Raw genomic sequence first — 24,177 nt, 5'->3', positions numbered from 1 at the left:
GAGGCCGTGTTTGGAGCCTGTTTATTGCGGTCGGTATTACCCCGACCCGTCCGGTGTCTTTTCCAGAAGCTGGCCCCAGCGGGTGCGCTCTGCCATCTGGCGGCGGGTGTCTTCCGAAATCAGGCCCTCAACATTGTCCGGCACCCAGCCCCCGCCGATCCCCTTATAGACCGCGATCAGGTTGGTCAGCACATTCGCCTCGGCCGCAATCAGGCGCTCTTCAGCGGTAAGCAGGTTCTTCTGGGCATCCACGACCCGGTTATAGGCAGCGGTGCCGTCCTCATATTGGGCCGCAACCTCCGAAACGGAGCTGCGGGCCGCTGTCACGGCACGGCGCAGATAGACCGCCTGCTGCTTGGACCGCAAAAACGCGGTCAACGCATTTTCAACTTCCGAATAGGCGCTGAGCACCGTGTTCTTGTAGCTGAGCAAGGCTTCCTGAAACTTGGCGTCCTGCACCCGCACATTGTTCTGGATGCGCCCGTAATTCAGGAAGTTCCAGGAAAACCCCGGATTGATAAACCCCGCTGTGGTGCCGTTGTTGAACAGGTTGGAAAAATCATCCGCCCGCACCCCGATGGCACCGGAAATCGAGAAAGCGGGAAACAGATCCGCCTTGGCGACACCGATCTGAGCCGATTGCGCCGCCGCCACATATTCCGCATAGCGGATATCCGGCCGCCGGCGCAGGAGATCGGCCGGCACCCCGATCGCCACCTCCGCCGGAACCTTCGGATACCGGCCGGACGGGCCCAGCCGGGCCTTCATCCGGCCCGGAGGAACGCTCAACAACAGGCTGAGCGCATTATACGCCTGTGCCAGCTCGGCCTGATAGCCGGGAATACTGGCCAGAGTGCTGTTATAGAGCACCTCTGCCTCGTCCACATCCAGCTTGGCCGCCGTGCCGTTTTCGAGCCTCAGCCGGGTGATCTCGAGAGACTTTTTCTGAAGCGCCGCATTCCGCCGGGCTGCCACGATCAGGCGCTGCAATTCCCGCACGGTCACATAGGTCGCCGCAATGTCGCCCGTCAGAGTGACAAGGGCATCGTCATAGGAGGCCAGCATCGCCTTCAAATTGGCATCGGCCGATTGCACATCCCGGCGGATCTTGCCCCAGACATCCAGTTCCCAGGCCGCGTCAAAGCCGGTAGAGACCCGGGTGATGTGATCATTGACCAGGCCAACCCGCTCCAGATCGCGGATGAACGGGTCCTTGGCGCTGAAGCGGATGCTCCTGGAGCCTCCATTGATCTCCTGCACCTGGGGAAAGAGCTCGCCTCGGGCAATGCCGAGCTGCGCCCGGGCCTGATAGACCCGCACCCCGGCCGCCTGCAGCTCCACATTCTGCCGGTAGGCCTCGGCAATCAGGCCGTTTAACGTGTCATCTGCGAACACATGCCACCAGGGCACAGACACAGCGCTCCGGGTGGTGAACCCGGTGCGGCTGTCGACTGGCAGATCCGTGCCCGCGCTCCAGCTGTCCAGGCGGGGCGCTTCCGGGCGCTCAAAATCAGGCCCGACCATGCAACCGCCCAGCAGCAGGCCTGCGCCAACCACGAGCTTTTGTCCTGTTTGTGTCAGCCGCCCCATTTGCGCCCAGCCCCTAAACATCAAACGGCACAATGAAATTGACCCAGGTGTAAAGCCGCATGTTCATGCGCCGCAGCACCGCGACCCAGCCTCCACCACCTCCGGTATAGATCGCCGCAGCCCCATGGGCGCCCGCCGGATAGCGTTTCAAGGCAGGATCCTCATCCAGAACAATTTCGACGGCGAACCGCCCCTGGGGGCTCATGAACAAGAACTCCGGCACACGTCCATGGGGCACGATCTGTCCCTGGCCCGTGCCTTCCCAGATGGCCTTCACCTTGCCGGTGAAAATCTGGCCGGGATAAATGTCCAGAGCCACTTCCACCGGCTGGTCCGGCTTAACGAATTTCAGATGCTCCTGATAGAAAGTCGCCAGAAAATAGGGGTCCGCATCCGCCACGAAGGCCGCAATGGCCCCGATCCGGAAACCGCCGACCACCAGACCGGGCCGGGCCTGCTGGCTGATAATCACCCCGTCTTCGGGGGCATAGACCGTGGTCTGGTCCAGATAGTACTGCGCCTGATCCACCTGGGCCTGGGCGGCTGCAACCTGAGCATTGACCCCGTCAAACGTCGCCTCAACCGCAAGCTGGGCCTTCTTCAAATCGGCTTGCGCTTCTGCCACCTGCGCCGTGTCCGCAGTCAGCTGGGAGGTCCATTTATCAAGCGTTTCCTGCTTTGCTCCACCCTTTGGCACCAGGTTGGTGTAGCGTTTGACCTGCTCCTGCGCAAAGGCCTCATTGGCCTGCGCCTCAGTCAGTGTGTCCCGGGCCAGCGCAACATCTTCGTTCAGGATGAGCGCGTTCTGGCGGGCGCTGGCCAGATTGGCCTGGGCCTCGGCCAGTTGCGCAGCATAGAGCGCCGTATCGAACTGATAGAGTTTGTCGCCTTTTTTCACCTTCTGGTTCTGCGCCACATAGACCTCAGTGAGCAGGGTCGGATGCGGCAGGCGCGGGGCGATCTGGACCGTCTGGCGGATCACATGCCCGTCAATCGTGTAGGGCGTATAAAAGCGCAGGAACACCACCAGCAGAAACAGGACATGAAACCCCACCCAGAACGTGACCACGCCCCAGGCGATGTTAAATTTCAGCCAGCGGAACTTGTAGAAAACCAGCCACATGAACAGCGCGTAAAAGGCCAGAATCAGCAACGCGACGGTCATGAGGCTGCCCCGTCCTTCGGACCTGACCCGGCGACTTCCGGCGCTTCAACCGGGCCCGGCGCCTCTGCGGTTGGAACCGGTGACTGCAGTACCCCGTCCGCATCCGCAGCCGCTTCAGCACTCTGAGGCCCCGCCTCAGCCCCCTTTCCAGGCAGCTTGCGCACATCCACGGTCAGGCTGTCGTGATAGGCCCAGATCAGGGCATGTATCCAGGGAAAGACTGTAAAGAGACCGATCCAGCCGCCAAGCTTTACCGAATCTGCATGGGGGTGATTGCGCTTTTCCGCCAGCTTTCCAGGCAGGCCACCCAGTGTGATCATGGCGTAAAAGAAAGCAATTACGCCCAGAAGCAGCACGACAAACGTTGCGTAGTCATATCTATCGAGCTGGAAGTCGATCAGATCCATTCCACCCCCAATCCAAGCGTCACAGAATGTGAGCCGGACACACCTTGTTCTTACGTAGTGTTAACATGGTTCACCGGCAGAAGGTCAACCGAAACGGCCCTCAGCGAACGTGCTGACCGCATCTTTTGCACGCCAGAGGGTCGCTTTCTGACTGGTCCTCAACGAGATTGTGGGGCTTGCGCAGCGCAAAGAAACGGCTAAATTGCCGCAAAATTTCAACAGTGCGGTCAACCCGCCGACAACCTCGAACTGGACCTTCCCTAAGATGGCGCTTGGAGACATCAAAAAAGTCGTGCTGGCCTATTCCGGCGGCCTCGACACATCCATCATTTTGAAATGGCTGCAGACCGATCTCGACTGCGAGGTCGTCACCTTCACGGCCGATCTCGGACAGGGCGAAGAACTGGAACCGGCCCGCAGCAAAGCCGAGATGCTTGGCATCAAGGAAATTTTCATTGATGACCTGCGCGAAGAGTTCATCCGTGACTTCGTCTTCCCGATGTTCCGCGCCAACGCGGTCTATGAGGGGGTCTATCTGCTCGGCACGTCCATTGCCCGCCCGCTCATTTCCAAGCGCCTGATCGAGATTGCCGAGGAAACCGGCGCCGACGCCATTGCCCATGGCGCCACCGGCAAGGGCAACGACCAGGTCCGGTTCGAACTCTCCGCCTATGCGCTGAACCCGGATATCAAGGTCATCGCCCCCTGGCGCGACTGGTCCTTCAAGTCGCGCACAGACCTTCTCGACTTTGCCGAAAAGCACCAGATTCCGGTGCCCAAGGACAAGCTCGGCGAAGCCCCGTTCTCCGTTGATGCGAACCTGCTGCACTCCTCCTCCGAGGGCAAGGTTCTGGAAGACCCGGCCGAAGAAGCCCCGAACTACGTGTTCCAGCGCACGGTTGACCCGACCGAAGCTCCGGATGCGGTCACCGAGATCGAGATCGGCTTTGAAAAAGGCGACGCGGTGTCCCTGAACGGCGAAAAAATGTCCCCGGCCACACTCTTTGCCAAGCTGAATGACTATGGCCGTGACAATGGCATTGGCCGGCTGGATCTGGTGGAAAACCGGTTCGTTGGCATGAAGAGCCGCGGCATTTACGAGACCCCGGGCGGCACGATCCTTCTATCCGCGCACCGGGCCATCGAATCCATCACCCTGGACCGGGGGGCCGCCCACCTGAAGGACGAGCTGATGCCCCGCTATGCGGAGCTGATCTATAACGGTCTCTGGTTCTCGCCTGAGCGTGAAATGCTGCAGGCCCTGATCGACCACAGCCAGGAGCATGTCACCGGCACCGTGACCCTAAAACTCTACAAGGGCAACGTGATTGTCGCCGGCCGGGCCTCACCCTATTCGCTCTATTCGGAAGAACTCGTTACGTTCGAGGACGACCAGGGCGCCTATGACCAGAAGGACGCTGCGGGCTTCATCAAGCTGAACGCCCTGCGCCTGCGGACCCTGGCCAAGCGCAACCGGCTCAGCTGAGACCCCTGAAATGACACGCCCAGTGGCAGCAAAGCTCGAACAGGACCTTGCTGCCGCCGGGTTTTTGTTGCTCGGCGGTTTTGCCCTGGACGGAGCTGACTCCGTCCCCTTGCTTTCAGGTGGCAAGGAGCCCCGAAGCCTTTTCCTGATCGGCAGCACCGGTCCCTCGATCTGGCCGCACCTGACGGCAAGTCCGGAATACAGGAGCGGCCAGCCGGACCCGCTCGACCGTTACACCCGGCGCTGCCTTCAGGGCCTTGCCGAAACCTGCGGTTACGAAGCTGCCTTTCCCTTCGAAGGGCCGCCCTATTGCCCGTTTCAGCAATGGGCGCTGAAATGCGGTGGCTTTTCCCAAAGCCCGCTTGGTGTCTTGGTCCACGAAGACTTCGGCCCCTGGGCGGGCTTCCGAGCCGCGTTTCTGAGCCCGGAGCCCTTTCTGCCTGAAACAGGCCCATCGGCTTCCAGCGGGAAAAACGGCCCCTGCACGGCCTGTCATGACAAGCCCTGTCTGAGCGCTTGCCCGGTCAGTGCGATTTCAGAACAAAACGGCTATGACGTTGCCGCCTGCCAGACCCATTTGCACAGGACCCCCGAGGCGGCCTGCTGGTCCGGCTGCGGTGCCCGACACGCCTGCCCCTTTGGAACGGGCCATAAGCCGGCTTCCGCCAATGCCCGCTTTCACATGGAAAGCTTTTTAGGCTTGCGGTCAACCGTCAACGGCCCGGAGAACCTCACCACCCCTTCCTGATCCGGGCAGGTTTCCAGAGCCTCTGCGGCGGTGCGGCCGTCGGCAAGGGGGGCATCGGGCCAGATTTCGGCGAGCGGGATCAGCACGAAGGCCCGGTCGGCCATGCGCGGGTGGGGCACTTCCAAATCCGGCTCCTGCACCCGCTGCATGCCGCAGATCAGGACATCCACGTCGATGATGCGTGGGCCCCAGCGCACATCCCGCACCCGGCCCAGCTCCTGTTCCACCGCAAGGCAGCGCTCCAGAAGCGCGCGCGGGCTCAGCACCGTATCAACAATCACGCAGATATTGACAAAATCATCCTGCGGCACCGGTCCCCAGGGCGGGGTCCGGTAGTTGGAGGAACAGGCCACCAGCTCCAGCCCGTCCGTGGCCTCCAGAAGGCCCAGGGCCGCTTGAAGATTGTGCACCGGATCGCCGAGATTGGAGCCAAGGCCGAGGGCACAGCGGGTCGGCGCTTCAAGGGGAGCAGTCGAAGTGGAGGTCATGTCAGGCAGAAGATCTTTCAAGGTGAATGGCTTGCAGCATACGCACGCAATCGGCATGCGGACCAACATCATGCACCCGCACGATCCCGGCCCCGTTCTGGATCGCGGCCATGTGAACGGCCAGGGAGCCGTACAGCCGGTCTTCCATCTCCGCGTTCAACACCGCGCCGACCATGCGTTTGCGTGAGGCCCCGGCAAGCAACGGAAAGCCATGTTTTTGCAGAGTGCCGAACCGGTTGAGCACAAGAAAATTCTGGTCAATGGTCTTGCCGAAGCCAAAGCCCGGATCAAGGATCTGCTTGTGCGCGGCAATTCCGGCCTTTTGTGCAAGGTTGAGAGAGGTTTCAAAGAAGCGGTCAATATCACTCAGGATATCAAGGCTTTCATCCGCAGTCTCCCGATTGTGCATCATCACCACATGAACACCGGCCTCTGCCACCACATCGGCCATAGCCGGGTCGCGCTGCAGGCCCCAGACATCATTGACGATCACCGCCCCGGCCGCACAGGCACGCCGGGCGATCTCGGCCTTGTAGGTGTCGATGGAGACCGGCACCCCCAGGTCGCAGACCGGCTCCAGAACCGGAGCCAGACGCCGCCATTCTTCCTCCAGCGCCACAGGCACCGAGCCGGGGCGCGTGCTTTCCCCGCCCACATCCAGAATGTCGGCCTTTTGCGCGATCATGGCCCGTGCATGCGCAAGCGCTGCCGTCTTGCCGTCATGCTGCCCGCCATCTGAAAAGGAATCCGGGGTGACATTCAAGATGCCCATCACATGCGCCCGGGTCCCCGGCAGGATATAGTCAGGGGCTTTCGCCATTCAGGTCCCTTTCAATTGAAGAGGGACAGATGCCCTGTTGCCGCCGCCCGGTCAAGCGGAGCGGTCCGCGAAGGCCATCTGCACGTCAGAAGAAAGCGGCCCTGGGGTCTGTACCGGCCTATTCGGCGGCGGCCATGCGGGCGCTCTGGCTGCGGAAGAAGAGATAGAGGACCATTCCGGCGATTGGCATCAGCGGCAGCACGGTGGCAAGTCCCAGCAGCGGATTGCCCATCCAGGCCACGATCAGGCTGGCGACAATGCCGCCGCCAAACTGCAGAAAGCCGACCATGGCGGCCGCGGCCCCGGCAATATGGGGGAAGGGCGCCATGGAATCGGTGAAACAGGCTGGCAGCACAAGCGCCAGGGCAAAGACAAACAGGGCCACCGGCCCCATCACCGTTGCAATACCGGGCTCCTGGGTGAGCGTCAGGAAACACATGAGCGAGGAAGAGACAATCCACAGCCCCATGCCGAAGGGCACCAGCCGGTGAGCCTCGTAAAAGCGCAACAGCCGCCCGGTCACCATGGTTCCGGCCATAAACGAGCCGGACTGGATCATCATGGTCAGGCCGAACTGGGACGGGGTCAGGCCAACCTCATAGATCAGCACAAAGGGCAGAACGGCAGCCAGCGCATAAAGACTGCCAAGACCGCAGCCGATCAGCAGGCTCCGCGCCAGAAAGCGCGGGTCCTTCAAGAGGGTCAGATAATTGCGTGCAAGCTGGCCCGGATTAAGATGATGCAGTCCGGGCCGGGCATTGGTTTCCACCTGAAAGAACATCACCGAAACCATCAGAACGATGCCGTAAACGACCATGCACCAGAAGATTTCACGCCAGCCGAAAAGCTCCAGAACGACCCCGCCAATGGTCGGCGAGATAGCAGGGCCGAGCGCCAGCATCATGGCAATGGCGTTCATGATCCGGGCGGAGGCCTGCCCGGTGAACTGGTCCCGCACAATCGCCCGGGAAACAGAAATGCCGACCGCCGCCCCGATGCCCTGAAGCGCGCGGGCCAACACCATGAATTCAACCGTCGGAGCAAAGGCCGCCAGACAGCTGGACACCAGATAAAGCAGCAGGAACAGCAGTGTGACCGGCTTGCGCCCGAATGCATCGGACAAGGGCCCGCAAACCAGCTGGGCCAGGGCAAATCCGGCGAAATAGGCGGTCAAAGTCAGCTTGACGGCGGGCTCTGTGGTGCCGAACGCCTGCACCAGTGCTGGCATGGCCGGGGTATAGAGCGCCATCGACACCGGACCGATGGCCACCAATCCAGCGCCCAGAACAGAGGTGCGCCGGGCACTCATCTGATCAGGGCAAAGTTTCATTTGCGCTTGCCCTTGTCCGCCTCGGCCAAAAGATTGTCCTTCATGTCCTGCAGAAGGCTTTCCAGTTGGGACCGGTCGGCGTCCGGCATATCTTCCAGGGCCTGCGCGCGCACGGCTTGCAGCGCAGCGCTGATGCGTTCCAGCAGCGGGTCGGCTTCCCGTGTCACGTCCACCAGCTTGGCCCGCTTGTCTTTCGGGTCGGCCCGCCGTGTCACCAGCCCGGCTTTTTCCAGGGAATCCAGATAGCCGACCAGGGTCATCGGCTCCACATACATCAGGTCGGCCAGGGCCGCCTGACGCAGGCCAGGATGCCACCAGACATAAGCCAGCGTGCGCGCTTCGCCCACCGTCAACCCCGTTTCCACCTCTGTGAGCGCGGCCTCAAACCGGCGCCGCAGCAGCCGTGCCAGATCCACGACCAGCATCGTGACGCTCACATTGGGATAAGCAATGTTCATGGGTGCCCCATTCATAAGGTATCCTTACGAACTAGGAGCCTGCCCCCGGTCTGTCAATGTTACTCTTGACACCGCATTGCACAATTTGCCCGATCCACGTATAAAGGCGCCGAATTCGGCGGCTGCGCCGAGGCTGATTTTCTTAATCCAGACGTGTTGCGGGTCCCTGGTCGGGCCCGCTCTGTCTTTTGGAGCCACATATGAACCTTCGCAATATTGCCATCATCGCGCACGTTGACCATGGCAAAACGACCCTGATCGACGTTCTGCTGAAACAGTCCGGCGCGTTCCGCGACAACCAGCGCACCGAAGAACGCATGATGGATTCCAACGATATCGAGCGCGAGCGCGGCATCACCATTCTGGCGAAGGTCACTTCGCTGGTCTGGAAAGACACCCGCATCAACATCGTCGACACTCCGGGCCACGCCGATTTCGGCGGCGAGGTGGAACGTATCCTGCACATGGTGGACGGCGTGATCCTGCTGGTGGACGCGGCCGAAGGCCCGATGCCGCAGACCAAATTCGTGCTCGGCAAGGCGCTGAAACTGGGCCTGAAGCCGATTGTCGCCATCAACAAGATCGACAAGCCCGAACAGCGCGCCGACGAGGTGCTGGACGAGGTCTTCGACCTCTTTGCAGCGCTTGACGCCAACGAGGAGCAGCTGGACTTCCCGGTGCTTTACGGCTCTGCCAAACAGGAATGGATGGCGCTGGAAACCGACGGCCCGCAGGACAATATGGACCCGCTGTTCGACATGGTCCTCGACAAGGTGGCCCCGCCGGAAGCCGAGCCGGGAGAATTCCGCATGCTTGCCACCACCATTGAATCCGACCCGTTCCTGGGCCGCATCCTGACCGGCCGGGTTGTCTCCGGCACCGCCCTGCCCAACATGCCACTAAAGGCCCTAGCCCGGGACGGTTCCCAGGTGGAAACCGGCCGGGTCTCGAAAATCCTCGCCTTCCGCGGCCTGGAGCGCCAGCCGATCGAGCAGGGCGAGGCTGGCGACATTGTCGCTATTGCCGGCATGACCAAGGCCACCGTGGCTGACACCCTGTGCTCTCCGGCCGTGGACACGCCGCTGCAGGCCCAGCCGATTGATCCGCCGACCCTCTCAATGACCTTCCGGGTCAATGACAGCCCACTGGCCGGCACCGAAGGCTCCAAGGTCCAGTCCCGCGTCATCCGCGAGCGGTTGCTGAAGGAAGCGGAAGGCAATGTGGCCCTGAAGGTGGAAGACACCGACGAGCCGGATGCCTTCATCGTCTCCGGCCGGGGCGAATTGCTGCTGGCCATCCTGATTGAGAACATGCGCCGCGAAGGCTTTGAGCTGGGCGTCGGCCGCCCGCGTGTGGTCTACCAGTTCGACGAGGCGGGCAGCCGCCTGGAGCCGGTGGAAGAGGTCATCATCGATGTGGATGAGGAACATTCCGGCGTGGTCGTGCAGAAGCTTCAGGAGCGCAAGGCCGATCTTCTGGAAATGAAACCCTCCGGTGGCGGACGCACACGCCTTGTGTTCCACGCGCCGACCCGGGGGCTGATCGGTTATCAGGCCGAGCTCCTGTCCGATACGCGCGGCACGGCCATCTTCAACCGCCTGTTCCACGGCTACGAGCCCTATAAAGGCCCGATCACCGGCCGCCACACCGGCGTGCTCCTGTCCAACGGCACGGGTGAGGCTGTGGCCTATGCCCTCTTCAACCTGGAAGACCGGGGGCCGATGATGATCGACCCCGGCACGAAGGTCTATCCGGGCATGATCGTGGGCGAGCACACACGCGGCAACGACCTGGAAGTCAACGTGCTGAAGGGCAAGCAGCTCACCAACATCCGCTCGGCGGGCAAGGACGACGCAGTCAAGCTGACCACACCGATCAAGCTGACCCTGGAAGCCGCGCTGTCCTACATTGCCGATGACGAGCTGGTGGAAGTGACCCCGGACAGCATCCGCCTGCGCAAGGCCGAACTCGACCCGCACGCCCGCAAACGCGCCGAACGCGCCGCCAACAAGGAAACCGCCTAAACGCGGCAGGTTTTGCTTGAAACGATCTGAAAGGCCCGGGCCGTGTCCCGGGCTTTTTTGCTTTTGGCGGGGCGACGCGCCGGGACGGCTTTGGATGAGGCGGGACGATTTTACCAGCCTCATCAAATAGGTCATGAGCAACTGCGCTTGATACAAGGGGTTCCGGGAGAATTTGCCCAGGGGTGTCGGTCAAATGGCCTGAGACGCACCAGTCGCAAGTGCCTTCTTTGGATCGTAGAAGGGGCGGTCAACGATTACGGCCTCGACCCCGTTCCCGTCCACGTCAACGATGACCGTATCACCAAGCACCGCGTCCTCGGCCGCAATCATCGCAAGCGCGATGTTCTTGTTCAGGCGCGGGGAATACACCGCCGAGGTCACCCTTCCTATGGCGGCGTTGGCTTTCTCGACCCGCCAAAAAACAGTATTCGGACCAGGCAGCGGTGAGCAGTTCAGGACCAATCCTACCTGTTTTCGCGCGATACCTTCATCGCGAATCCGGCGCAGCGCAGCTTTGCCAATGAAGTCCGACTCGATGTCCACGTTAACCAGCCGACCCAGGCCGAGTTCATAGGGGTTGGTGTGCGCGTCCATGTCTGCGTGGTAGGAGAGCATTCCCGCCTCGATCCGCCGAATGGTCGAGGTATGGCCCGGCTGCAAACCGAAAGGCAGACCCGCAGCCATGATTTTTTCCCACAATTCATCGCCACGGGAGCTGTCTTGAAGATAGATTTCGTAGCCCAACTCGCTGGACCAGCCGGTTCGTGACACGACCAGCGAGATACCGTCGAGATCCAGCTCACGCAGCCAGAAATATCGCAAATCTAGGATATCGTCGCCGAATAGCGCCTGCATGATACGTCCCGATTGCGGTCCTTGTAGCTGTAGTGGTGAAACGTCGGGTTCGCGAATCGTCACATCCAGACCTGAATGCACTGCCACCCCCTGAGCCCAGAGAAGGATGTCGCTGTCCGCGAGCGAAAGCCAGAAACGATCCTCGGCCAGCCGCAAGGCAACCGGGTCGTTGAGGATCCCCCCTTGTGCGTTCGTCATCAGGACGTACTTGCACTGGCCCACCGCCATTGTCGACAGGTCGCGCGGCGTTAGCAATTGGGCAAAGCGCATGGCATCTGGGCCGGCAATCTCAACCTGCCGCTCGACAGCAACATCGCAAAGGATCGCGCTGTTAACGAGGTTCCAGAAGTTCTGCTCCGGATCGCCGAAATCGCGCGGGATGTACATGTGATTATAGACGGAAAAAGCTTTGGCCCCCCAACGCACCGTGGCGTCGAAAAAGGGCGACTTTCGGATCTGCGTGCCGAAGCCGAAGCGCTGCGGGGTGACGGTCTGCGACATTAACATCGTGTGGACCCTACCATGTCCGAGTGATACGTCATCGTGCCCCTTGGTTTTGGCACGTCGTTTGACCCTTGGGATACGCCGCCCCGCCTGAGGGGTTCAGGCCACGCGCATAGTCCTATTGCATCATGCTTAAACTGCGGCCCAAACCCCTTTCTGTGTGTGTCTGGAACGACGCAATATCGAGCGAAACCGACACCAGTCTTGAGGAAGACGGATGGCAGTTTTGTCCGCACCGCACTCATTTGTGCTCAACGCATATCAGCTTTCCGGAACAGAACAACAATCGTCAAACGACCCAAATGAACTTCCCATCCGCAAAACGTCTGACTTGCCCATGTGCACTGCGATAGGCTCTAATCCGTCCGCTTTGCACCCGCAGCCTGGGAGGATCTGGTGAGCAAGACCAATCGCGGCAATTTCTTTGAGGATTTTGACATTGGCCAGGTGATCCGCCATGCAGTGCCGCGCACGGTGACCAGCGGCGATCAGGCGCTCTATACCGCGCTCTATGGCTCCCGCTTCGCCGTCCAGTCGTCGGACGCCTTGGCAAGATCCCTAGGCTATGCCCATGCGCCGGTGGATGATCTTCTGACCTTCCACATTGTCTTCGGCAAGACCGTGCCGGATATTTCCCTCAATGCGGTGGCCAATCTGGGCTATGCGGGCGGGCGGTTTCTGGCGCCTGTCTATCCGGGCGACACCCTGTCGACCGTCTCGGAAGTGATCGGCAAGAAGGAAAATTCCAACGGCCGGACCGGGGTCGTTTATGTGCGCTCCACAGGCTACACGTCCGATGGCACAGAAGTGCTGGATTATGTGCGCTGGGTGATGGTGAACAAGCGGGAGGCGGCCAGCCCCGCCCCAGACCCGGTGGTGCCGGAGCTGCCCGCCGCCCTTGACCCACAGGCACTTGGCACGGCGGTGCCCCTTCTGGACACGCTTCATTGGGACGACAACCTGTCGGGCGCCAGCTTCCGGTTTTCCGACTATGCCATTGGCGAGAAAATCGACCATGTGGATGGCATGACCGTGGAAGAGGCCGAGCACCAGATGGCGACCCGGCTGTACCAGAACACGGCCAAGGTGCATTTCAACCAGAATACCGAAGCCAAGGGCCGGTTCGGCAGACGGCTGGTCTATGGGGGCCATGTGATTTCGCTGGCCCGGGCGCTGTCCTTCAACGGGCTGGCCAATGCGTTCCACATTGCCGGGATCAATGGCGGCCGCCATGTGGCGCCGCTTTTTGCGGGCGACACCGTTTATGCCTGGTCAGAAGTGCTGGACAAGGCCTCCATCGACGGCCGGGCAGATGTGGGCGCCCTGCGCCTGCGCCTTGTGGCCACCAAAAACCGCCCCTGTCACGACTTTCCCTTGAAAGACGCGGACGGCGCCTATCAGGACAATGTCATTCTGGATTTCGACCTTTGGGCGCTCATGCCCAAATAATACATAGCGTAATTCCGGCGGCCACTCTCCTGAGCCTATGATGCGGGGTCGTAGCACACGCCCCAAGAGGCATAAAAGGAGAGTGGCCGCCGGAATTACGCTATGTATAAGACGGCACGTCAGGGTTTGGCGCTTGGCACCACATCCGTTGCGATCGGCCCGACAGCAACATCTTCCGCAGTCTTGCTGCCAAAGGGCATCCAGCGTTTCAGGAAGCCCCCAGCCGCGCCGCTCTTCGCCTTGTCATCCGGCGCATAGGCGGTTTCCACCGGCGTGCCTGCTGCAGCGGCAGCGGCCGGAGGTGCCTCGGGAACCGGTGTCTGGGCGGTCTTGGAACCTTCTGACGGAATGGCCGCCGTGGTCAGCGGTTCCTCGCCGTCCTGCTTGCCGCCGCCAAGCGCTTCGGCAAACCGCTCGGAGCGTTCTTCCCAGCGCTTCTGGCGCTCTTCGCGGGCCTCGAACCGGGCAGCAAGCTGCTGGAACTTTTCATCATCCTTGCGTTCCTTGGCGGCGACGGCCGAGGCAATGCGCGGGCTGATCTGATAGTCGGGGCATTTGGCGCTGGCCCGGAAGGGCACGCCCTGCACCAGCGGGGTGGCGTCAAAGACGTATTTCTTTTCGCAGACCGCCACTTTCGGCGGCTGGTTGGTGACCTCAAAATGGTCATATCCGGTTTTCAGCATCTTCCAGTAATCCAGATGCTCGCTGTCCCGGTGCCGGGCCATGTTTTCCGGTGTCATGCGGAAGGGAAACGCCTGCACCTGGAAGGATTTCTGCCCGCCTTTGAAGCTGTCGCGGGCGAGGGCATAAATGTCCTGAACCTGCTCGTCGGTCATGGCATAACAACCGCGCGAGGAGCAGGCGCCATGGACCATCAGATGCGAGCCGGTGCGCCCGTGGGCCCGGTCATACTTGTTCGGATAGCCCAGATTGAACGCCAGATGATAGCTGGAATTCGGGTTCATCAGCGCCGGGGTGATTTCATAAAAGCCTTCCGGGGCCTGCCGGTCGCCTTCCTTGAATTTCGGGCCCAGCTTGCCGGACCATTTGCAGATCTCGAAATCCTTGAGCAGCTTGTATTTGCCTGTCCGGGTCTGTTTCCAAACCTCCAGCTCAGATTCTTCCTTGAAGATGCGGATCATGATCGGCGAGGTCGAGCTCATGTTGAGGTCGGACATCTTGCGCTTGACGGAGTCCGACACCGGACGAAGATGTTTGGGGCCCGTGCCGAACTCATCGGCCTGACAGGCCGCCAGAAGACCGGCCGCAACGGCCAGCGCCACGGCCCGCACCGCCCTGCGGCGGCCCGGCCCGGCTGGGCCTTTATGAAGACCGGCTGGCAAATATGAACGGCGCCCAAAGACCATGTTTCGTTCCCAAACTGTCTGAAAACCCTGGAGCCCCGGCAGATTTTCTGCCCAGCGGAGCCGGTTTCCCGCGTCATGCCCCCGCGCAAAGGCTAGGCAAGGATGGTTGACGATAAGTTACTGAAACGTTCCTATCCCCGCGAAGCACAATCCGGTGATAGGAACAGAAAACCCCGTCCCGGCCCTCTCTTTAAGCCCTTGAAGCACCTGAATGCAGGCAAAATCTGGCCACAGAATGGCAAAAGAGGCGCACCCCGAGGCCGCCTCCTCACCGTTTTGGTCTATTTTCCAGAGCGTTAGCCCCATTAACCCTGCTGTCAGGTCAGGTTGCGGCCAATGGCCACGAACTTCTCGCGCCGGTGTTTGCGGATCTCTTCGGCGCTCAAACCGGCCAGATCTTCCAGAGCTGCCTCAATGGAGCGGCCAGCCGCATCGATCACGATTTCGCGGGCCCGGTGGGCACCGCCGACCGGTTCGGAGATGATATCGTCGATCACGCCAAGCTGTTTCAGGTCCTGCGCAGTGATCTTCAGCGCGGTGGCCGCATCCTGGGCCTTGGCGCTGTCTCGCCACAGGATGGAGGCCGCCCCTTCCGGCGAGATCACGGAATAGATTGCGTGTTCCAGCATCAACACCTTGTTGGCCGTAGCAATGGCAATCGCCCCGCCGGAGCCGCCCTCGCCAATCACCAGCGCAATGGACGGCGTGCCAAGGCCCAGGCCCACATCGGTAGACCGGGCAATGGCTTCAGACTGGCCGCGCTCTTCCGCGCCCCGGCCCGGATAGGCGCCGGACGTGTCGACAAAGCTGATCAGGGGAATGCCGAAGCGTTCCGCCAGCTCCATGACGCGGACCGCCTTGCGGTAGCCTTCCGGACGGGCCATGCCAAAATTATGCTTGAGCCGGGTTTCCGTGTCATGGCCCTTTTCCTGGGCCAGAATGGCCACCGACTGGCCACGGAACCGGCCGATGCCAGCAATCAGCGCATGGTCGTCGGAAAATTTGCGGTCGCCGGACAGCGGCATGAAATCCTCGATCAGTCCGGCAATATAGTCGACCGCATGGGGACGGTCCGGATGCCGGGCAACCAGGGTTTTCTGCCAGGGGGTCAGCCGGGCGTAAAGATCCTGCAGGGTCTGGGCGGATTTGGTCTTCAGCCGGTCAATTTCGCTGTCCACATTGACGGCTTCGCCATCTTCGGCCGCGATTGCCCGCAATTCCTGGATCTTGCCTTCAATATCCGCAACGGGCTTTTCGAACTCGAGATAGCTGTGCATGTATGTGTTTACCCGAAACAACCCGGCCCGGGAGCAACAGCCCGCCAGAACCGGTAAACCGACAGTACGGCCTTATGGCCACGCCCAAGGCAGGCAGCAGGACCGATCTCCCGCCGCTCCAGGGACGTAATGTGGAGCGCTCTATCAAGAGACGCAAGAGGGCGCAAGCCTTGGGCCTGATCCGGGCTTCTGAAACTTAGGCGAAAATCTCCCCGGCCCGGGGGAACCCGTTTACGCCCGCCGCCGGTCTTGAGCAGCACAGCCCACCTGCGCAGGCATATAAGGCTGGAGAGAAAGGAGAGCCCTTTTTGCCGCGCTCACCACCCGGCGGGTCCGGGCGGCTGGCAACGGGAGCTTAGCGGGCCGCCTGGACGTCACCGGCGCCATCAATGGCCAGCTTGCTGGCTTCCACAAGCAGACGGCCGTTTTTGGTGTCGATGGAAATGCGGTAGGGCAGCAGGACATTCTCCCGGCCCATCGGGGCAATCCACACTTCCATATTGGCCTTGGCCATATATTTGACCGACTCTTTGGAGGGCCGGTGCCCGGCAACGGGAACCCACTGCGCCTTGCACACGACAACCGTACCGTCATAGCCGCGCCCGGACACTTCCTTGGTGCCCGAATAGCTCAGCTTGATGTCAAAGCGGGTCCAGCCGTCAAACACCGGCAGCTTGCGCGAGCAGGCCTTGGGCCCGAGGCTGTCTTTGGCCCGGCCCACCGGCATCAGCGCCGCACTGAGCGGATCGATGGCGTTGCGCTTGTGGCGGTTGGTGATCTTGATGCGCTCCGGATTGGGCTTGAACTGGGGTGCGACTTCCATGGAGCGGATGTTGCGCGAGCCCTGGGTCAGGTTGACATAAAAATCCAGATTGGCCGCATGGGAGGCCATGCGGTATTTGGAGGGCACCACTTTCGAGCCGACCAGCCAGCCGGAGGCTTCCGCCCCGCCCTTGCCGGTGGAAAACAGCGTGCCGATCCCGGCGGGTTCCACCGTCACCTTGGCTGAATAGGCATTGCCCTGCATGGCAAGGGACAAGGTGCCCCGCCCGATCTTGAAGCCGGCCAGAGAAATGGAATAGACGCCGCCAACGCCGTTCTTCTTCGCCTGCGCCGGAGATACCATCAGCGCAGCGGCGAGCATGGGAAGGACGGCAAAGCGTCCGAGTGACGTCAGACCAAACACTTCAAAAAACCTCCGCGCCGCCTTCCGGCAACGACATGCGCCCCCGCGCCAAACACTGGTCCCCGTGCGTCACAGTACCATGAAACCCGCCCGGAGACCTGCCACAATCATTCTCAATTATGGTAACTCAGTGGTTAACAGGTCGCCTTCATGCGAATAAAATCACAGAATCGCGCCGAAGGGCATGAGATGTCTTGACGTTGACGCACACTGCCATTATAGCGGGGCAACTTTTTCCGAGAAATGCCGGAGACGATGTCGCCGGGCCTCAGGTCCGCGCCGGGTCCGGTTTGGACTTGCTGGGTTCCATGGAACGGCCCAGCCACGAAAACAAAAGGTGATACCATGGCACGCCGTTGCGAACTCTCCGGCAAAGATGTGATGACGGGCAACAATGTCTCGCACGCAAACAACAAGTCCCGCCGCCGGTTCCTGCCGAACCTGTGCAATGTGTCCTTGATGAGCGACACGCTCGGCGAGACCTTCAAGCTGAAAGTCAGCGCCCATGCCCTGCGCTCCGTTGAGCACCGTGGCGGCCTGGACGCTTATCTGCTGAAGGCGTCCGACGACCAGCTGTCCGACGCCGCCCGCAAGATCAAGGTCAGCGTCAAGCGCAAGCAGGCTGAGGCCGCTGCCGCTTAACCTTTCGGGGACACCCCATGACGGATACCCGGAGCTTCTCCGTGGGCCATAACGCCATCGCGATTGCCGCGATGGCGCTTGTCGTTCTGGCCTCCAACTATCTGGTGCAGTTTCCGGTCGATCAGGTGATCGGAGGCGTCAATCTGGCCGACACCCTCACCTGGGGCGCTTTCACCTATCCGGTAGCGTTTCTGGTGACCGACCTGACCAACCGCCGCTTCGGCCCCTCCGCCGCGCGCAAGGTGGTGCTGGCAGGCTTTGCCCTTGCCATTCTGGTGCCGCTGGGGTTCTGGGCCGCCAATGAAGCCTTCACGACACCGCGTATCCTGATTGCCTCCGGCACCGCGTTCCTGGTGGCTCAGCTGCTGGACGTGACGGTTTTCGACCGGTTGCGCCGCCTAGCCTGGTGGAAAGCCCCGGTGACCTCCTCCCTGATCGGCTCAGTGGTCGATACCTTGCTCTTTTTCGGCATTGCTTTTTCAGCAAGCTTTGCCTTTGTCGACGGCCTGTTCGGCATGGAGGACAGCTCTCTTGCCTTTCCCGTGCCGCTTTTAGGCATCGGCTCGGCGCCGGACGTTCTGCTGTGGACGTCCCTGGCCGCCGGAGATTTCCTGGTCAAAATGCTCGTCGCCCTGGCCCTGCTCGCCCCCTACCGGATTGTGCTCAGCCTGTTCCAGCAGGAGCCCAACGGAACAGCTGCTTGATCGCACGGCAATCTGTCGCCGCACGGCGCCAATTTTGTTTGGACACAAATCCGGATTTCAAAGCGCTCAGCGTCGGTCCAGGTTCCTTTTGTTAGGCTGATCGCGTCTGGAAGGTGACCAGATCACGGGAGAAACAGCATGGAACCCTATGAAGGCGGCTGTCTATGCGGCAAAGTCCGCTTCAAAGCAGCGGGTCCCCCTCTGCGTGTCGGCCTGTGCCATTGCCTGGATTGCCGCAAACACCACGGGGCACTGTTTCACGCCTCCGCAATCTTCCCCCGGGACGCGGTTCAGGTTGAAGGAGAAACAGGACAGTATCAGGGCCGCCACTTCTGCCCCGCCTGCGGCTCCTCCGTCTTTTCCTGCACGGGAGAGGAGATAGAACTGCATCTCGGATCTTTTGACGCGCCGGATCAGCTCACCCCGACATACGAACTCTGGACCCTGCGCCGCGAGAGCTGGCTGCCACCGTTTCCGCTGCAAGACCGGTATGAGCGGGACCGGGAGCCTTGACGAGCGCCACCTACTCCTCCAGCCGGAACCTTAAGAACAGTGTCCGCTGCAGGATCGAGCGGTTGTCGTCGGAGACAAGCGTCAGGATGGTGTCGCCCTTTGGGGTCTGATGAACGGCCAGACCTTCCATATTGTCGATCTGATAGTCAAAACCGGCCTCCAGCAGCACCTCGCCTTCCAGCACGGCCCCGGCTTTGATCCTGTCGCCTGAAAAACGGCGCAGGCGCAGACCAATCAGGTCGCGCAGGTTGAACCGGCGCTCCATCAAAACAAGATCGCCACCGGGCAGAAAGGCCGCATCAGTAGCGTCAAACCGGCCGGATCGTTTGATCGTAAAGCGCGCCCCCCCCTCGGAGCCGATGAGAAAAGCGGACAGGTCATGGGCTTCACTCGGGCTGGATTCGGCCACCGCCACCAGCTTGCCTGCCAACGGACCACCTGCCGGCCCCGCCGCAAGCGCTTCCAGCCCCGCATTGCGCGGCAGAGTCTTGATCGCCTCAGACACAGCAACCTGACCGGTCATCCGCTCCTGACCGGTTCTCAGTGGCCATGGATAATGATAAATCGCGTTTTGATATTCCGCCGTCACATAAAGACCGGAGGCGGCCAGGGCCAGCGCCTCGGTATCATGACCCCAGGCCGCCCGGAGTGTTTTGCCGGAGGCATTCACCAGCGGCGCAAAGCGCACCTCTTCAATCCCGAGCGGCACCCCCTCCCCGGTCTGGCGAACCTTGCCGGTGACCCAATGGCCATTGTCGGTGACCGCCAGAAATTCTGCGCCGCCATCCAGCGTAAGCAGCCCGGACAGCCCGCCGACGTTGCGGCTGGAGGCCAGAAGTTCCAGCCCGCCGAGAAAGGTCAGGGCGCCGAACCGTGTGTCCTTGAACCCGATATGAAAGGCGCCGATCGGCTTGGTACGCACGGTGACCGGCCGGCCCTCCGAGAGCAGATCTGACGCGGTTCGGGCAGCAGCTTGAGTGGGACCAAACACTATCTCAAGCGCCAGCACCCCAAAAAAAAAGACGGCAGATGCGACCCGCAGGCTCCGGCGCGGCCAGGGCGCGCTCCTGAACTGCCAGGCCATCTTTATCTGCGCCCGCCCCGGCGCCGGCTGCGGCCCTGCTGGGCGTCCTGGACTTCATCGTCGAAAAGGTCAGCCAGCTGGTCGGTCATCGCCCCGGCCAGCTCTTCCGCATCCACAATGGTGACCGCCCGCCGGTAATAGCGGGTGACGTCGTGGCCAATGCCGATGGCAATCAGCTCGACCGGGGACCGGGTCTCGATCTCCTCGATCACATAGCGCAAATGCCGTTCCAGATAATTTCCCGGATTGACCGACAGGGTCGTGTCATCCACCGGCGCGCCGTCGGAGATCATCATCAAAATGCGCCGCTGTTCCGGCCGGGCCAGAAGACGCTCATGCGCCCAGGTCAGCGCCTCCCCGTCGATATTTTCCTTCAACAGGCCCTCGCGCATCATCAGGCCGAGATTGCGCCGGGCCCGCCGCCAGGGCGCATCGGCGGATTTGTAAATGATGTGGCGCAGGTCATTGAGGCGGCCCGGTGACGGCGGCTTGCCCGCCCCGATCCAGCTTTCCCGGGACTGTCCGCCTTTCCAGGCCTTGGTGGTGAAGCCGAGAATTTCCACTTTCACGCCGCAGCGCTCCAGGGTGCGCGCCAGAATATCGGCACAGGTGGCCGCCACCGTGATCGGGCGACCGCGCATGGAGCCGGAATTGTCCAGAAGCAGCGTCACCACCGTGTCGCGGAAATTCGTGTCCCGCTCCTGCTTGAAGGCCAGCGGCGCCATGGGGTCCGTGACCGCCCGTGTGAGCCGGGCCGTGTCGAGCAGGCCCTCTTCCAGATCAAAATCCCAGGAGCGGTTCTGTTGCGCCATCAGCTTGCGCTGCAGCCGGTTGGCCAGGCGGGCCACGGCCCCTTGCAAATGGGTGAGCTGCTTGTCCAGAAAGCCGCGCAGCCTGTCCAGTTCGGCCGCATCACACAACTCTTCCGCCGTCACTGTTTCATCAAACTGCCTGGTGAACACCCGGTAGTCGGTTTCCGGCCGATTGGAGAACGGCATCTCCTGGCGGTCGCTTTCACCGGCGTCTTCCGACTCCTCCGCCATATCCTGCTCGGCAAACTCGTCCATTTCGGCATCGGCGGCTTCGGTCTCGCCGCTGTCCTGCTCTTCGCCGGACAGCTCCATCTCCTGCGGCGAGGCTTCCTGCTCGCCGCCGGTCTCTTCATCGTCGTCGCCGGTCTCGGCGTCGTCATTGTTGCCCTGGTCTTCGCTCTGGTCCGGATCGGTGTCCTGGTCCTGATCGCCCAGCTCATCGCCCATATCGAGGGATTTCAGCACGTCGCGCAGCCGCGTGGCAAAGCCGTCCTGATCCTCAAGCGCGTCAGACAGGAGATCCAGATCCCCGCCGGCCTTCTCCTCGATCCAGCCACGCCACATGTCCACCAGCGGTTTGGCACTGTCCGGCGGTGTGGCGCCGGTCAGACGTTCGCGCACGATCAGCGAAAGCGCGTCCTGAAGCGGGGCCTCCTCCCGGCTGGCAATGTCCGGCGCGCCGGACTTGCGGAACCGGTCTTCCAGCATGATGGCCAGATTGTCGGCCACCCCTTGCATGCGCCGGGCTCCGACCGCCTCACACCGGGCCTGTTCCACCGCCTCGAAAATTGCCCGCGCATCAGCGCCCTGTGGCATGTTCTTCGAATGCACCGTCTTGTCATGACAGGCAAGGCGCAGAGCCATGGCATCGGACAGGCCTCGTGTGATGGCAATGTCGCGCCCGGTGACCTTGCGCGAGGGCTCCGGCAAACGGGCCGTCAGGCCGCTCAATCCCGGCCGATCGCCGGAAAAGACGACTTCCAGTTCCGCCTCGCCGGCAATCGCCCGCATGGTTCCGGTAACCGACTGCTTGAACGGTTCCGTGGTCGGCGCGGGCTTGTTGCCCGGCATGGAATTACTGCCAGGACGTGGTGCCATGGGTGCCTCAGCTCATCACGACATTAACGGAGGACTCGGGAAGGTCTTCGCCGAAGCAGCGCTGGTAGAATTCGGCCACCAGCGACTGTTCCATGTCGTCGCATTTGTTGAGGAAGGTCAGGCGGAAGGCGAAGCCCGTGTCGCCGAAAATCTCGGAATTTTCCGCCCAGGTGATCACCGTGCGCGGGCTCATCACAGTCGACAGGTCGCCATTGATGAAAGCGTTGCGGGTCATGTCCGCGAGACGGACCATCTTCGACACCGTGTTGCGGCCTTCATCCGACTGGAAATGCTTGGCCTTGGACAGGACGATATCGACCTCTTTGTCATGGGGCAGATAGTTGAGTGTGGTCACGATGGACCAGCGGTCCATCTGGGCCTGGTTGATCTGCTGGGTGCCGTGATAAAGACCGGAGGTATCGCCAAGGCCGACCGTGTTGGCTGTGGCAAACAGGCGGAAGGCCGCATGGGGCCGGATCACCCGGCTCTGGTCCAGAAGGGTCAGGCGGCCGGACGATTCCAGAATGCGCTGGATCACGAACATCACGTCCGGGCGGCCCGCATCATATTCGTCAAAGACCAGTGCCACATTGTGCTGGTAGGCCCAGGGCAGAATGCCGTCCTTGAATTCGGTGACCTGCTTGCCGTCCTTGATGACAATGGCGTCCTTGCCGACCAGATCAATCCGCGAGATGTGACTGTCGAGATTGACGCGGATACAGGGCCAGTTGAGCCGGGCGGCCACTTGCTCGATATGGGTCGACTTGCCGGTGCCGTGATAGCCGGTCACCATGACGCGTCGGTTATGGGCAAAGCCTGCCAGGATCGCCAGCGTCGTCGCCTTGTCGAACAGGTAGTCCTCGTCGCGCTCCGGCACGTGCTCGGACGGGGCAGAGAAGGCTGGAACCTTGAGGCTGGAAGCAAATCCGAACACCTCTTCAACAGACACTTCAATATCCGGCATGGCCATGGCGGCAGTCGTCGTCTCAGTCATTAGTCCTCCGCTGTCCCGGATGCCGGGAGGGATCATTTGGGGAAAGTTTGCAGGACCCTGCAAACTTAAAGGAAACCGGCTTTCTTCAGAACGTTATAGGCCTGAATGATCTCCCGCAGGCGGTCCTCGGAAGATCTGTCTCCGCCATTGGCGTCCGGATGGTTCAATTTCACCAGCTCCTTATAGCGCGCTTTTATCTCCGCGCCACGGGCTGTATAGGGCAGATTGAGCACATCCAGGGACCGTTTTTCAAGCGTCAGCAGCTTTCTCTGCCGCGGACGGCGCACCTGCTCGGCCCGCTGCTGGGCGTGGCCGCGCATTTTTGCACGAGGGTCGAACCCGTCCGGACCGTCCGCCGCCTGCTTGTTCACGCCCATTTTCCAGGTCGGCCGGTGTCCGGTCAGACTGTCCTTCTGGTAGGAGCGGACGTCGTCATCCCCCATACCGATGAAATAATTGTAGGACTTGTTGTACTCACGGACATGATCCACGCAGAAATTGAAATATTGCCCTTCCCGGTCCCGGCCTTTCGGGGCCCGGTGCACACCGGGACGCTTGCAGCCCGGGTGATCGCACACCGGATGCGTCTCCTGCGCAGCGCGCTCCTTGTCCGGTTTCACCCGGATGCTGTCGAAGAGTTTTGAATTCAGTTTCATATGGTCGAATATCAATGTCCGAAGGGCGGCGGGCAAGCTGCGGGCTGTTGCATTTCGCCGGTGTCCAAAGCTAATTTCCGGTGCCTGATGCTGAATGCTCAGGAACAGCCCGATACTCTATCAGCCGCGACTGAACCCGCAAAGACTTGACTTTGAAAACTCCGGCCACACGTTGGAACCCATGAGCATAAAAGAAACCATTACCGCCAAGCTTCAAGCGGCCTATGCCCCTGATGCCCTGACTGTTATTGACGAATCCGACAAGCACAGGGGCCATGGCGGCTGGCGGGAAGGCGGTGAAACGCATTTTCGCGTTCAGATTGCCGCCAAAGCGTTTGAGGGCATGAGCCGGGTTGCCCGGCACCGGGCCATCAACGAATTGCTGGCTGAGGAACTGGCCGGAGGCGTTCATGCCCTGGCCCTGGAAATCCGGGCCACCGGTGAGACGGACCCGCGTGCAGCGCGTCTGGCGAACCAGGGCTGACCCGCAGCACCCGTCTCGATCACAACAAGTCTTCTT

23 protein-coding genes are annotated in these 24,177 nt (G+C 61.4%); 8 read left to right on the top strand and 15 right to left on the bottom strand.

The window, feature by feature from the left end; genetic code table 11:
* Positions 1–36: 36 nt before the first annotated feature.
* From ACXAIC_RS14250 to ACXAIC_RS14240, 3 genes are read right to left on the bottom strand one after another with little or no spacing between them, the layout of a single operon-like run.
* A complete protein-coding gene (locus ACXAIC_RS14250) occupies positions 37–1,557 on the bottom strand; it encodes an efflux transporter outer membrane subunit (protein WP_475180263.1) in 1,521 nt (506 codons plus the stop codon).
* Between the two features lie 46 nt (positions 1,558–1,603).
* Entirely contained in the window at positions 1,604–2,755 is a 1,152-nt protein-coding gene (locus ACXAIC_RS14245) for an HlyD family secretion protein (protein ID WP_475180260.1), read from the bottom strand.
* Positions 2,752–3,162 carry a DUF3302 domain-containing protein gene (locus tag ACXAIC_RS14240; protein WP_475180258.1) on the bottom strand — a complete coding sequence of 137 codons (411 nt, stop codon included), beginning with the start codon at positions 3,160–3,162 and terminating at the stop codon, positions 2,752–2,754. Before ACXAIC_RS14240 ends, ACXAIC_RS14245 begins: the two co-directional genes overlap by 4 nt.
* A 265-nt stretch (positions 3,163–3,427) precedes the next feature.
* On the opposite strand from ACXAIC_RS14240, the gene ACXAIC_RS14235 reads away from it, so the two are divergent.
* On the top strand, positions 3,428–4,648 hold the full coding sequence (locus ACXAIC_RS14235) for an argininosuccinate synthase (RefSeq protein WP_475180254.1): 1,221 nt from the start codon (positions 3,428–3,430) through the stop codon (positions 4,646–4,648).
* A gap of 10 nt (positions 4,649–4,658) precedes the next feature.
* Positions 4,659–5,396 (top strand): hypothetical protein, encoded by a 738-nt coding sequence (locus ACXAIC_RS14230; protein ID WP_475180250.1) that lies wholly within the window; start codon positions 4,659–4,661, stop codon positions 5,394–5,396.
* Here ACXAIC_RS14230 and folK read toward each other — a convergent pair.
* The 4 genes from folK to ACXAIC_RS14210 form a co-directional block, all read right to left on the bottom strand.
* Positions 5,327–5,884, bottom strand: coding sequence for a 2-amino-4-hydroxy-6-hydroxymethyldihydropteridine diphosphokinase (folK, locus tag ACXAIC_RS14225; RefSeq protein WP_475180247.1), 558 nt, complete (start codon positions 5,882–5,884; stop codon positions 5,327–5,329). The genes ACXAIC_RS14230 and folK overlap by 70 nt on opposite strands.
* Before the next feature lies 1 nt (position 5,885).
* Positions 5,886–6,704: a dihydropteroate synthase gene (folP, locus tag ACXAIC_RS14220; RefSeq protein WP_475180245.1), complete on the bottom strand. Its 819-nt coding sequence runs from the start codon at positions 6,702–6,704 to the stop codon at positions 5,886–5,888.
* A gap of 118 nt (positions 6,705–6,822) precedes the next feature.
* On the bottom strand, positions 6,823–8,034 hold the full coding sequence (locus ACXAIC_RS14215; RefSeq protein WP_475180242.1) for a multidrug effflux MFS transporter: 1,212 nt from the start codon (positions 8,032–8,034) through the stop codon (positions 6,823–6,825).
* Positions 8,031–8,492, bottom strand: coding sequence for a MarR family winged helix-turn-helix transcriptional regulator (locus ACXAIC_RS14210; protein ID WP_475180238.1), 462 nt, complete (start codon positions 8,490–8,492; stop codon positions 8,031–8,033). The genes ACXAIC_RS14215 and ACXAIC_RS14210 overlap by 4 nt, the downstream gene beginning before the upstream one ends.
* A gap of 200 nt (positions 8,493–8,692) precedes the next feature.
* Between ACXAIC_RS14210 and typA the strand changes: the two genes are divergently transcribed.
* A complete protein-coding gene (gene typA, locus ACXAIC_RS14205) occupies positions 8,693–10,516 on the top strand; it encodes a translational GTPase TypA (protein WP_475180233.1) in 1,824 nt (607 codons plus the stop codon).
* Between the two features lie 189 nt (positions 10,517–10,705).
* Here typA and ACXAIC_RS14200 read toward each other — a convergent pair whose 3' ends face one another.
* The gene (locus ACXAIC_RS14200; protein WP_475180232.1) at positions 10,706–11,872 is read right to left on the bottom strand and encodes a glycine cleavage T C-terminal barrel domain-containing protein; all 1,167 of its coding nucleotides are present in this window, start codon (positions 11,870–11,872) and stop codon (positions 10,706–10,708) included.
* A gap of 399 nt (positions 11,873–12,271) precedes the next feature.
* Between ACXAIC_RS14200 and ACXAIC_RS14195 the strand changes: the two genes are divergently transcribed.
* Positions 12,272–13,324: a MaoC family dehydratase gene (locus ACXAIC_RS14195; protein WP_475180229.1), complete on the top strand. Its 1,053-nt coding sequence runs from the start codon at positions 12,272–12,274 to the stop codon at positions 13,322–13,324.
* Positions 13,325–13,443: 119 nt separating this feature from the next.
* Here ACXAIC_RS14195 and ACXAIC_RS14190 read toward each other — a convergent pair whose 3' ends face one another.
* From ACXAIC_RS14190 to ACXAIC_RS14180, 3 genes are all read right to left on the bottom strand, one after another.
* Complete coding sequence (locus tag ACXAIC_RS14190; RefSeq protein WP_475180228.1) at positions 13,444–14,607, bottom strand: L,D-transpeptidase family protein; 1,164 nt, start codon at positions 14,605–14,607, stop codon at positions 13,444–13,446.
* A gap of 401 nt (positions 14,608–15,008) precedes the next feature.
* Positions 15,009–15,968, bottom strand: coding sequence for an acetyl-CoA carboxylase carboxyltransferase subunit alpha (locus tag ACXAIC_RS14185; RefSeq protein WP_475180225.1), 960 nt, complete (start codon positions 15,966–15,968; stop codon positions 15,009–15,011).
* A gap of 355 nt (positions 15,969–16,323) precedes the next feature.
* Positions 16,324–17,154: a DUF3108 domain-containing protein gene (locus ACXAIC_RS14180; protein ID WP_475180223.1), complete on the bottom strand. Its 831-nt coding sequence runs from the start codon at positions 17,152–17,154 to the stop codon at positions 16,324–16,326.
* Positions 17,155–17,499: 345 nt separating this feature from the next.
* On the opposite strand from ACXAIC_RS14180, the gene rpmB reads away from it, so the two are divergent.
* The 3 genes from rpmB to ACXAIC_RS14165 all read left to right on the top strand — a co-directional run bounded on the left by rpmB (position 17,500) and on the right by ACXAIC_RS14165 (position 19,013).
* On the top strand, positions 17,500–17,796 hold the full coding sequence (rpmB, locus tag ACXAIC_RS14175; protein ID WP_475180219.1) for a 50S ribosomal protein L28: 297 nt from the start codon (positions 17,500–17,502) through the stop codon (positions 17,794–17,796).
* Positions 17,797–17,813: 17 nt separating this feature from the next.
* Positions 17,814–18,500: a VUT family protein gene (locus ACXAIC_RS14170; protein ID WP_475180215.1), complete on the top strand. Its 687-nt coding sequence runs from the start codon at positions 17,814–17,816 to the stop codon at positions 18,498–18,500.
* Between the two features lie 138 nt (positions 18,501–18,638).
* Positions 18,639–19,013, top strand: a complete 375-nt coding sequence (locus ACXAIC_RS14165) for a GFA family protein (RefSeq protein WP_475180211.1) — start codon at positions 18,639–18,641, stop codon at positions 19,011–19,013.
* 10 nt (positions 19,014–19,023) lie between these two features.
* Here ACXAIC_RS14165 and ACXAIC_RS14160 read toward each other — a convergent pair whose 3' ends face one another.
* The 4 genes from ACXAIC_RS14160 to ACXAIC_RS14145 form a co-directional block, all read right to left on the bottom strand.
* Positions 19,024–20,097 (bottom strand): esterase-like activity of phytase family protein, encoded by a 1,074-nt coding sequence (locus ACXAIC_RS14160; RefSeq protein ID WP_475180209.1) that lies wholly within the window; start codon positions 20,095–20,097, stop codon positions 19,024–19,026.
* Between the two features lie 2 nt (positions 20,098–20,099).
* A complete protein-coding gene (gene cobT / locus ACXAIC_RS14155; RefSeq protein WP_475180206.1) occupies positions 20,100–22,007 on the bottom strand; it encodes a cobaltochelatase subunit CobT in 1,908 nt (635 codons plus the stop codon).
* A gap of 7 nt (positions 22,008–22,014) precedes the next feature.
* Positions 22,015–23,001: a cobaltochelatase subunit CobS gene (gene cobS / locus ACXAIC_RS14150; protein ID WP_475180203.1), complete on the bottom strand. Its 987-nt coding sequence runs from the start codon at positions 22,999–23,001 to the stop codon at positions 22,015–22,017.
* 65 nt (positions 23,002–23,066) lie between these two features.
* On the bottom strand, positions 23,067–23,657 hold the full coding sequence (locus ACXAIC_RS14145; protein ID WP_475180201.1) for a DnaJ domain-containing protein: 591 nt from the start codon (positions 23,655–23,657) through the stop codon (positions 23,067–23,069).
* A 181-nt stretch (positions 23,658–23,838) separates the two neighbouring features.
* Here ACXAIC_RS14145 and ACXAIC_RS14140 point away from each other — a divergent pair, with 181 nt between their 5' ends.
* The gene (locus ACXAIC_RS14140) at positions 23,839–24,141 is read left to right on the top strand and encodes a BolA family protein (RefSeq protein ID WP_475180199.1); all 303 of its coding nucleotides are present in this window, start codon (positions 23,839–23,841) and stop codon (positions 24,139–24,141) included.
* Positions 24,142–24,177: the final 36 nt, after the last annotated feature.

This window comes from Roseibium sp. AWQ4_254, assembly GCF_056161025.1.
Note: the sequence above shows the minus strand (reverse complement) of the source record. Positions and strands in the feature narration are given on the sequence as shown.

Bases quoted from the DNA above. Each gene is read 5' to 3' on its own strand.
- ACXAIC_RS14245 (WP_475180260.1), bottom strand. From the start codon at position 2,755: ATGACCGTCGCGTTGCTGATTCTGGCCTTTTACGCGCTGTTCATGTGG.
- ACXAIC_RS14240 (WP_475180258.1), bottom strand. From the start codon at position 3,162: ATGGATCTGATCGACTTCCAGCTCGATAGATATGACTACGCAACGTTT.
- ACXAIC_RS14235 (WP_475180254.1), top strand. From the start codon at position 3,428: ATGGCGCTTGGAGACATCAAAAAAGTCGTGCTGGCCTATTCCGGCGGC.
- ACXAIC_RS14230 (WP_475180250.1), top strand. From the start codon at position 4,659: ATGACACGCCCAGTGGCAGCAAAGCTCGAACAGGACCTTGCTGCCGCC.
- folK (WP_475180247.1), bottom strand. From the start codon at position 5,884: ATGACCTCCACTTCGACTGCTCCCCTTGAAGCGCCGACCCGCTGTGCC.
- folP (WP_475180245.1), bottom strand. From the start codon at position 6,704: ATGGCGAAAGCCCCTGACTATATCCTGCCGGGGACCCGGGCGCATGTG.
- ACXAIC_RS14215 (WP_475180242.1), bottom strand. From the start codon at position 8,034: ATGAAACTTTGCCCTGATCAGATGAGTGCCCGGCGCACCTCTGTTCTG.
- ACXAIC_RS14210 (WP_475180238.1), bottom strand. From the start codon at position 8,492: ATGAACATTGCTTATCCCAATGTGAGCGTCACGATGCTGGTCGTGGAT.
- typA (WP_475180233.1), top strand. From the start codon at position 8,693: ATGAACCTTCGCAATATTGCCATCATCGCGCACGTTGACCATGGCAAA.
- ACXAIC_RS14200 (WP_475180232.1), bottom strand. From the start codon at position 11,872: ATGTCGCAGACCGTCACCCCGCAGCGCTTCGGCTTCGGCACGCAGATC.
- ACXAIC_RS14185 (WP_475180225.1), bottom strand. From the start codon at position 15,968: ATGCACAGCTATCTCGAGTTCGAAAAGCCCGTTGCGGATATTGAAGGC.
- rpmB (WP_475180219.1), top strand. From the start codon at position 17,500: ATGGCACGCCGTTGCGAACTCTCCGGCAAAGATGTGATGACGGGCAAC.
- ACXAIC_RS14170 (WP_475180215.1), top strand. From the start codon at position 17,814: ATGACGGATACCCGGAGCTTCTCCGTGGGCCATAACGCCATCGCGATT.
- ACXAIC_RS14165 (WP_475180211.1), top strand. From the start codon at position 18,639: ATGGAACCCTATGAAGGCGGCTGTCTATGCGGCAAAGTCCGCTTCAAA.
- ACXAIC_RS14160 (WP_475180209.1), bottom strand. From the start codon at position 20,097: ATGGCCTGGCAGTTCAGGAGCGCGCCCTGGCCGCGCCGGAGCCTGCGG.
- cobT (WP_475180206.1), bottom strand. From the start codon at position 22,007: ATGGCACCACGTCCTGGCAGTAATTCCATGCCGGGCAACAAGCCCGCG.
- cobS (WP_475180203.1), bottom strand. From the start codon at position 23,001: ATGACTGAGACGACGACTGCCGCCATGGCCATGCCGGATATTGAAGTG.
- ACXAIC_RS14145 (WP_475180201.1), bottom strand. From the start codon at position 23,657: ATGAAACTGAATTCAAAACTCTTCGACAGCATCCGGGTGAAACCGGAC.
- ACXAIC_RS14140 (WP_475180199.1), top strand. From the start codon at position 23,839: ATGAGCATAAAAGAAACCATTACCGCCAAGCTTCAAGCGGCCTATGCC.